Below are 659 nucleotides of genomic sequence, written 5' to 3' on the forward strand. Positions count from 1 at the left end.
GTTTTGGGCCCGATGAGTGCCGGAGTTCGAAAAGCGACCAACACATTGGTGGGCGATGATGCGGAGGCCAAGATGGGTGTAGGAATGCAGATTGCCTGCTTCGGGTTTGCCGGCTCGGCGGCGCTAGAGGGGGAGGCCGGAGCGGAGTTGGTACGGCTGGAGCGGTTCGCGAAGCGCATCGCCGGCTGCCATCTCGCAATCGAGGCGTTGCATGACCAGGGCGGACGCGCGCGCTACGACGCGCGTCTGGACCTCATCACGCGGGACTATGGATTGATACCCGTTGAGCACTGTACGGACGCGGATCCGAATGCAGCGGTACACCGCGCGTTCGACAGTGCGATCCGATTGCTCGAGCGTGATTCGGCCGCCGCCCGATAGAGTAGATATCCGGCGCCGGGCGATGCCGGTCATGCGAAGCAATCATTTGAAGGAAGAGGTGGCACGGTCAACGTTTCTTTTTGGAAGCCGGCAGTCGACTGCCTTGACTGGCATTGGAAGTCGCGGCGCCGTAGCCATCTCTTTCGCAGCGGCACTCAAGTGCCGAAAGCACCCGTGTCGTGAGGGCCGTCCGCCACTCTATGGGCAGACTCGTCCTCGTCGGAGAAAATCTCATGTTCTGCGACGGTCGTTTCCAGATCGAGGCATTGGACATGCCA

General features: G+C 61.3%; 1 protein-coding gene. It reads left to right on the forward strand.

What is annotated here, in order from left to right:
* Positions 1 to 72: 72 nt before the first annotated feature.
* A complete protein-coding gene (locus tag AWB68_RS45845; RefSeq protein ID WP_087650529.1) occupies positions 73 to 381 on the forward strand; it encodes an HPF/RaiA family ribosome-associated protein in 309 nt (102 codons plus the stop codon).
* The last annotated feature ends 278 nt before the right edge of the window (positions 382 to 659 follow it).

The organism is Caballeronia choica (assembly GCF_001544535.1).
Classification (GTDB): domain Bacteria; phylum Pseudomonadota; class Gammaproteobacteria; order Burkholderiales; family Burkholderiaceae; genus Caballeronia; species Caballeronia choica.

Coding starts and splice junctions, on each gene's coding strand:
- AWB68_RS45845 (WP_087650529.1), top strand. CDS start 73: ATGGGTGTAGGAATGCAGATTGCCTGCTTCGGGTTTGCCGGCTCGGCG.